General features: G+C 64.3%; 7 protein-coding genes. 4 read left to right on the forward strand and 3 right to left on the reverse strand.

The genetic code is table 11. The annotated features are described in order from the left end of the window. Positions 1-194: 194 nt before the first annotated feature. Positions 195-677, forward strand: a complete 483-nt coding sequence (locus E1166_RS27860) for a helix-turn-helix transcriptional regulator (RefSeq protein WP_243710556.1) — start codon at positions 195-197, stop codon at positions 675-677. Continuing rightward, the gene (locus E1166_RS27865; RefSeq protein WP_132342872.1) at positions 674-1,567 is read left to right on the forward strand and encodes a hypothetical protein; all 894 of its coding nucleotides are present in this window, start codon (positions 674-676) and stop codon (positions 1,565-1,567) included. The genes E1166_RS27860 and E1166_RS27865 overlap by 4 nt, the downstream gene beginning before the upstream one ends. A gap of 1,167 nt (positions 1,568-2,734) precedes the next feature. On the opposite strand, the gene E1166_RS27870 is transcribed toward E1166_RS27865, so the two are convergent. After that, positions 2,735-3,025, reverse strand: a complete 291-nt coding sequence (locus E1166_RS27870) for a helix-turn-helix domain-containing protein (RefSeq protein ID WP_132342873.1) — start codon at positions 3,023-3,025, stop codon at positions 2,735-2,737. A 93-nt stretch (positions 3,026-3,118) separates the two neighbouring features. Here E1166_RS27870 and E1166_RS27875 point away from each other — a divergent pair, with 93 nt between their 5' ends. Both E1166_RS27875 and E1166_RS31240 read left to right on the forward strand, forming a co-directional pair. After that, positions 3,119-3,349 (forward strand): TerD family protein, encoded by a 231-nt coding sequence (locus E1166_RS27875; RefSeq protein WP_165944448.1) that lies wholly within the window; start codon positions 3,119-3,121, stop codon positions 3,347-3,349. 72 nt (positions 3,350-3,421) lie between these two features. Then, positions 3,422-3,592, forward strand: coding sequence for a hypothetical protein (locus E1166_RS31240; RefSeq protein WP_165944449.1), 171 nt, complete (start codon positions 3,422-3,424; stop codon positions 3,590-3,592). A gap of 144 nt (positions 3,593-3,736) precedes the next feature. Here the strand turns inward: E1166_RS31240 and E1166_RS27880 are convergent, their stop codons facing one another. Then, the gene (locus E1166_RS27880) at positions 3,737-5,038 is read right to left on the reverse strand and encodes a glycosyltransferase family 2 protein (RefSeq protein ID WP_132342875.1); all 1,302 of its coding nucleotides are present in this window, start codon (positions 5,036-5,038) and stop codon (positions 3,737-3,739) included. A gap of 216 nt (positions 5,039-5,254) precedes the next feature. After that, positions 5,255-7,710 (reverse strand): thioesterase domain-containing protein (locus E1166_RS27885; protein ID WP_243710557.1); only part of this gene is annotated, 2,456 nt, incomplete at its 5' end.

The following is a 7,710-nucleotide window of genomic DNA, read 5'->3' on the forward strand; positions in this document are numbered from 1 at the left end:
CCCCCCCCCTTTCTCATCGCCACCGCTTCGATCAACCGCGTTTATGTTGTGGACCAGATGGACGCGCGTCTGGCCACGGTAGCGGCCGAGGAAGGCGGAAACTGCGGCTCGCACAACGAGTTGGTCGGCCGGCATGGCACTGGAAGCGGGGGCAGGAGAGGTAGCCATACATTACCGCGCGTCACCAGCGGGTGATGAACGCCAGCACGCCGGGAGCGGCAGATCCGGATACTGGCATCGAGCTCGATAGCCATGCTGGCATGATACTCATCGAGGATGTATATTCGGCGGCCATGCGACCCGATTCGCGACCCGCGCTGCGGGAGCCCTCGTACTTCGTTCTTGCCGCCCTGCTGGGTGGCAAGCTGCACGGCTATGCCGTGATCAAACGAGTGGCCGAACTGTCCGACGGGCGAGTGAAGCTCGCCGCAGGCTCGCTGTATTCGGTGCTCGACCGTCTGCTCGGCGAAGGCCTCGTCGCTGCGGCCGGAGAAGAGATCGTCAACGGGCGGGCCCGCCGTTACTACCGGCTCACCGACGAAGGGCGGAGCGTCCTCGCCGAGGAGGCCGACCGGCTTGCCCGAGCCGCACGCGTTGTCACGGACCGTCTGCCACGCCTGGGTCTGCTACCAGGCAGCCCGGGCCACCCCTCCAACGTAAGGATCAAGCCAGCATGAGCACCGATGTCCTGGAGAAGCGTTACCGTACGCTGCTGCGGGCCTATCCCGCCGAGTACCGTCGCGACCGGGGTGACGAGCTGATCGACACCCTGCTCGGCGACGAACCGGACACTCGCCGCTGGCCCACCGTGCGACAGACCGTTGCCCTGCTCCGCGGGGCGTTGCGGGTGTACGGGGGCAGCACGTCGGCTCGACCTACCGCCGCGCTGTGCTGGCAGGGTATGCATCTGGGGGCACTGTCGGTGCTGGCCCTCGGCGCCCTGATCGGGCTGGACGACCTCGTCGAGGCCTTCCAGTTCGGCGGTTTCCTCGACCCGCTCTCCGTCCTGCGGGACCAGGGAATCTTCGAGGTCATGATGCTGCTGGCCCTGGTGGCGCTCGCGGCCGGGAGGCTACGCGCCGCCGCCATACTCACCATGGCAGCCGTGGTCGTGCCGACCGCCGCCTCGCAGTACCTGTACCTCAACGGATTGCCGCAGTGGTGGGCACCGATCGTGGCCCTCCCGCTGATCCTGATCGGTCTGCGCCGCCCTGCCGACGTGCCGCCGGTCAATCGGGGCAACGCCGTCCTGGCCGCCACGTTCATGCTCGGCCTGCACCTGATCCCCGCGGAGGGCCTGCGCAACTACTACCTGAGCGACCAACTCCCCGCCATCGTCATGACAGTTCTCGGCCTGGCCGTGTTTCTCTGGGTGGCCAGCGCTGACCAGCGGCTGCTGCTCGCTGCCATCCCCACCCTGCTGCTGGGCAGCCTGTACCAGCTCCGCATCGGATCGACGAGCGAACTGCTGCACCGCCCGGATGCCCTGCCGTCCCTGACGGTAGCCGTCGCCCTGGCGCTCGCCGCGGTCGTCGCGACCCTGCAGCGCCAGCGCACCCGCGCATGAGGCAGCGCTTGAGCATCGGGTCAAACATCTGAGCGAGGAATCAGTCGCTCTGTCGAGGAACTGGCAGAGAACGGCCACCCGATCACTCTGTACGGAAGACTCGAGGCCCTCCCATGGGGTATCGGGTGGCCACTGTACGTCATATCGAGCAGAGCGCTGTGGTGACCAGGGCGAACTTCGCCCGTTTCGGACGCGAGCTGTATGGCTGTTTCGACCTCATGCTTCGGTTCTGCAGCTCTCGGTGAACCTTTGGGTCTGCTCGCCAGCTGAAGCGTCGGACATGATTCCGCTCGTCTCATCGTCCACCTGCACGATGCTGTGCACGTCCAGCCGTACGTAGCTGTGGTCGTTGACTCGTACTCCGACACCGCCGGTTGCAGATTGGCCTAGACGCCCATGCGCGGTCCGCTCGCTATGTCCTCTGCTGCGGATGACTTTATGGACAGCGTCAGCGACACCGCGTATTGCCCGACGATAATTGGCTCCGGCCGTGCGGGGTGAACACAGGCACCTGTCGCGAGGCCAGCCAGACAGCGACCTCGATTTCCCGACGGGGGTTGCTGCACCTGGCCGCCCTTGGTACCACCCGCTCCAGCACATCAGCGCTCGGAAGCAGGACCACACCGTTCTCGCCGACGCGCACCACGGTGGCGTTGTGAGCCGGGAGGCCCGCTCCGATGGCTGCCGACGTCACCGCGTCGATCGCCTCTTCCGCGCGCACCCGATCATCCTCCCCTCGGCGCGGCCGAACCACCTCGATGGCTCCCCCGGCCGGCCTCGGCGTGCCTGTTCTAGGCTCACGCGTTCTAGGTAAGGCAGGCAGTGATCGCTCGACCCCGGCTGCGGCAGCAGCGCATCAGCGCATGCCCGGCTGTGCGATGCCGGCTCGTTCAGGAGACGGCTTGCCGGCGAAGGCGAACACGCACACCCGTGCTACCGAGCGAGATATCAGCCAACTCGAAACCCGCCGGCGTGAGGTCTGCGGTGGCTGCCGCGAGGACCCCGTCGGCGGGGCCACCGATTGTCTAGATCATCCAGCTCTCACGGGGGTGGCCCTTCGTGTACCCGCCGGGAGACGCTTCCTCCGTGGGCACCGTGCCGGAATTCGTCACCCACTATCGCCCCACGTAGTCCTGGCCTCGCTGGTCTCGGTAGTGGTCGGCGGACTCACCCATCCTGCAGGGCGACGCGGTCCTCGCGTTGGGCCGGAACAAGGCCAGGCAGCGCGCTGTACAGGGTGCTACGAGAGACGCCGAGGAGCTTCGCGATCGAGGTCATCGTCCGGTCCGGCTCGGCGAGCAGTTGCAGGGCGTATGCGACCTTCTCCGGGGTCATGGCCGGCGGCCGGCCGAGGCGTTGTCCGCGGGCACGAGCGGCGGCCAGGCCTTCGTTGGTGTTGGCCACGATGATGGTGCGCAGGAACTCGGCGAGTGCGGCGAAGACGTGGAAGACGAACATCCCGCCTGCGGTGGTGGTGTCGGGTGTTCCTCGCCTACCGAACCGCCCGACCTGCGCGGAGTAACGCTCCGATTACTCCGACGAGGTCCGAGCGTGGACCATCCGGTTCTGGCCAAGGGCGCCAACCTGTCGCTGCTCTCCCATTCGGAGCTGCCCGGCGCTCAGCTGCAGGTCGTGGTGCAGTGGGCGGACCCCGAGGCCGCCGCCGACATGGACGTCTCCGCGCTGTTGCTCGGCAGCGATGGCCGGGTTTGTTCGGATGCGGATTTCGTCTTCTACAACGCTCCGGTCGGAGGTGACGGCTCGGTCCGCCTGGTCGGTTAGCGGCCCGTCGACGACCGCGGCGAGGGCCGGGTCGCAGTCGACCTCAAGGCGCTGCCGGCGGGGGTGGAATCCGTGGCCATCGCGCCGAGCCTGGACGCCGAGCCCGGAACCGGTTTCGGTGCGCTCGGCGAGTTGGGACTGACAGTGTGCGACGCCGTCGGTGAAACCCGGTTGCGCTACGAGGTCGACGACGCCGGACCGGTACGGCATCACCGTCCACGACGAGCCCGGCCCCGGCGGTGACATCCGCTGCGATCGCAGGACGTTCGCAGAGTGGACCCCACGTTCCTCGATGGGCCCGCTCGAGTCACCGGCCGCGCGCCGCGGTGGCGACGGGGGGCAGCGTGTGTCAGCGGTCGAGGCGCCGGACTCGTGGCGAAGCCGTGCTCACGACGCAGGTCCGGTCTCAGCGTGGCGGATGCTGACCGAATATCCATGGTCACCGAACGGCGACCGGCTCGTCGCCAGCCCGAAGTCGCGCGCCATCGCGATGAGGTAGGCCGGGTCGGCACTCGTTCTTGCATCGTCGGTGCACACCATCACGAGCGCTCCGGCGACGCGCAGCGACTCCTGCACGTGCCTGCACAGGTCGCCAGAAGCAAGCATCCGCCAAACGTCGATGCTGATCACAGCCGCAAATTCCCCGTCGGCCCATGGCGTGTCCACGCCGAGTAGATGCAAGTTTTCCCGTGACGGGGGGCTGGCGTGGTCGCACGTCACGTCGTCAGGGCGGTGCGAGGTCATCCCGACGACGCCGTTTCCGATCCACAGAAGACGGCCGTTCCCCTGCGCCTGCGCGAGGTCCTCGAGGGCGCCGGGTGCATGGTGGCGGGTGAACCCACTGAGGTGGCGGGGATATTCGTGCAGGCCGGCGAGGTAGTGGCCCTCCGCCGTGCCCAAGCGTTCGATCTCCCAGTGGAGGTGCTTCCGCTTGAGGTGCCTGAAGCCCTTGATCGCTTGGGTTGACATCTCATCGACGTTGCGAAGGTGCATCAGGTGGTAGCAGCCCGCATAGGGGTCGTAACTGAACCGGCTGCCGTCCGAACCCCACTGTCGGTAAACGCGGTAGGCGAACTCGACGTCCTCCCACCCCCAGCCCGTGAGGTCCTCGTCGAAGCCGCCGACCTCCGTCGCCGCAACTCGTGGCAGGGAGATGTTGTGCGTGTACGCGTACAGCCACGGCGCGATGCGAACGTTCGACGGGTCACTGACCCCGAAGTCGGCGCGGACATCGCGCTCCAGCGCACGTTCGGGCGGTTGACTCTCGCCCGGACGTAACGCGGTCAGCGAGTCCAGCGTCGGCTCCTGCCGACCGCCGATCAGGAACGACGGCGACGGGGTGGCGTAGTGGAAGTCGAGGTGCCGCCGCACGAGATGCGGCACTGCCCACGAGTCCGCATCGAGGAAAATCACGATGTCTCCACGGGCCGCGGCGAGCCCGGTGTTGCGCGCAGCGGCACGCCCTCGGTTGACGTCGTGCCGAACGAACCTGGCACGCAGCTCATCCGGGGCATGTTTGACGACGTCGGCGACGGAGTCGTCCAAGGTGCCGTCGTCGACCACGATCACGTCGACAGCATCGAGCTCGACGGTCTGCCGCGCCAACGACTGCAATGTCCGTGCAAGTGTGAATGCCTGCCCGCGAGCGGGCAGGATAATCGACACGATGGGCTTGGCGTCTCCGGTCATGTGGACAGTCCGCTGCGCAGGAGACCGGAGGTGCTGTCACCGTCGACCGCGTCGAAGTCCATCATGCTGACGACCGAGATCCACATCCGCACTATCCTTCTCAACCCCTTCACCTGTTGTGGCATCCCCAGACGCAGCGCGTCGCACAAGGCTACCCGAGCAGTGCGGCTCTGCCCCATGCCGACTTGGGCCGAGACTTGCTATGAGTCGTGACTGTCAGGCAGTGAAATCATGGTGTCGAGAGGAAGTGGACCTCATCATCTGCTCAACGACCTCTACCCCCGCCGCCGGCTTCATCTCAGATCGGAAGATCGCCCGCATCCTCGACGCCGCAGCCTTGAACTCACCACGGTCAAGCGTCTCGAGCATGTCAGCAATCTTCATTCCGTTGATGCGCGCAATGTCCCCGACGATGCCCGTGCCGTGATACGCAACACGGGCAGCATTACCGAACTGATCGTACCAACAGGGGAATGCCAGCATGGGAACGCCGAAGTACGACGCTTCCATAACAGAGCTATGGCCCGCTTGCGTGATCAACACATCGGCCTTTCTGAGTATCTCCAGTTGCGGCGCGAACTTCACCACACGGACGTGCATCGGCAGTTCCTCGAAGTCAGAGATCTCGGCTGCCGAACCGATCTGAATGATCGCCTGAACATCATTCCGGTCCCGAACTGCATCGATGACAGCCGCGAAGAGCCGCCTGGCGTGGCGGTATTCATGGCTGTATGTTCCCAACGAGCAGTAGATCGTCTTCTTCTCAGCGCTGAATCCATCCCAACTGAAGTCGCCGTCAGCCCGCCGCAAATCTACACTGCTGCCGAGATATGTCCGCGACGTGTCGACATCTATATGACGGAAATCGAAGCTCCTTGGCGAAGTGACGAGTTCAGGTAGGGCGACGCGAGGCCCGTACTCGTTCCAAGAGATTCTTCCGCCCCCTCTGCGTACTTCAGCCCAGAATGAGTTCTTTCCGAGTCCCAGGAAGATTTGGAAGCCGGTCTCTGCCGCCTGCTTCCGCCAAGCTGCAAACAGGCATCGACTCCATGCATAAGAATAACGAACTCTCGATGCAAGGGTGTGGATATCCGGCGGGGCCAGTGAGCTGAACACCGGCGGGGTGCCTGTTGCCCGGTGCGTTGCCAGCGTTGAGTTGAGCGCGATCATCGGAATGCCGAGTTTCAATGCCGGTAGCACGCCGATTCTTGCCGACGGATCCGAGATCACGAGATCAACTTGGTCAGCAATCAAGGCCGTCTCACAGCGGACGTCGGAGGCCCGCATCTGAATCAGTCGATGCAACATCGTCAGCCGCGCAGCGCGCCAGTAGTCCAAGGCCGCACGGAGTCCGCGCTTACGCGTCCCCTCCACTTGCGGCAGCAGCATGTCGAGGGAACGATATTCAAAGCCCTGGTCCGCCACGCGTGACCTGTACTTGGAGGGTCCATGATAGATGACGCGATAGCCGGATCTCTTCAGCTCACGCGCGAGATTGTAACTTGCGTTGAACGCACTCGTCTCCGGGAACAGGATGAACGCTATTGTTCCTCTAGAGCCTGCATGGGTAGTGGCAACAGACCTCGCACCATTCAGTGTCAAGGCCCGAGCAATTGACGCGCCCAAGAGATTGCAGAAGGGAACTTCCATCATCGACAGATGATCGCCTTCCATATTTTCGACGATCAGGCGGTCGTCCACAACATGTCGCCAACTGTTGACGATCTCTCTGTCGCGAGGTGCTTTGGCGAGGAAGAGATGGATGGTCAGTCCGCTGGGCAACGGCACGTATCGTTCAGCGGCAGAGACAAGAGTCCGCCACGCTTTCGTTCGCCTCAACACATCCTGAGCGGTCAGACCGTCGTCAAAATATCCAGCCCGTTGGCATGCGTCGAGCAACTCGTTCACCGTGCGCTGCGCCTGCCCCCACCCCTGCAAGCGGCCGATGTCAAATGCCGGAATAAGTTCTGGCAAGCGCAGCAACAAGTCATCGACATCGCTTGTGTACCGCGGAGCCGTACGGCCCAACGCATGATTGTTGGCAGAATCAATCAAACCCAGAAACTCAACGTTCTCGTTTGCGATACTGAGTTGCCGTGCCATCTCGTATGCGATGACACCTCCGAGTGACCAGGCGGCTAGGCGATAGGGACCCACGGGTTGCACCTGGCGAATGCGCCTTAGATATTCTTCAGCAATGCCCTCTACCGAATCCTGGACAATCGAGTCTTCGTGCAAGCCAGCTGCTTCCAACCCGAAGACAGGTGTATCCCGGCCGATCGCCACGGCGAGCGCTGGATAGGAACCGACCTCTCCCGATGCCGGATGGATGATGAACAATGGCCGCTGAGAGCCTGCTGAGTTCAGCTCAACGACGCCCCGCACCGCAGTCGACTTGGTCTGTTTCGCTTGGACCAACGACGCTATGCCTTCAATGGTCGGCTGCACCAGTACATCTTGGAGCGTGATGACTTTGCCAAGCTCCACTTGAATTTTGCTGATGAGGCGGACGGCGAGGAGCGAGTGCCCGCCGAGGGTAAAGAAGCTGTCACGCCGCCCGATCCGCTCGACGCCCAGCAACTCGCTCCACAGGCCGGCCAGCAACGTCTCGACCTCACCCACCGGCGCCTCACCGACACCACGCGCATACGCCTCACCCGCAGGCGCCGGCA

Origin of the sequence: Micromonospora sp. KC213 (assembly GCF_004348325.1) — a bacterium.
Classification (GTDB): Bacteria; Actinomycetota; Actinomycetes; order Mycobacteriales; family Micromonosporaceae; genus Micromonospora.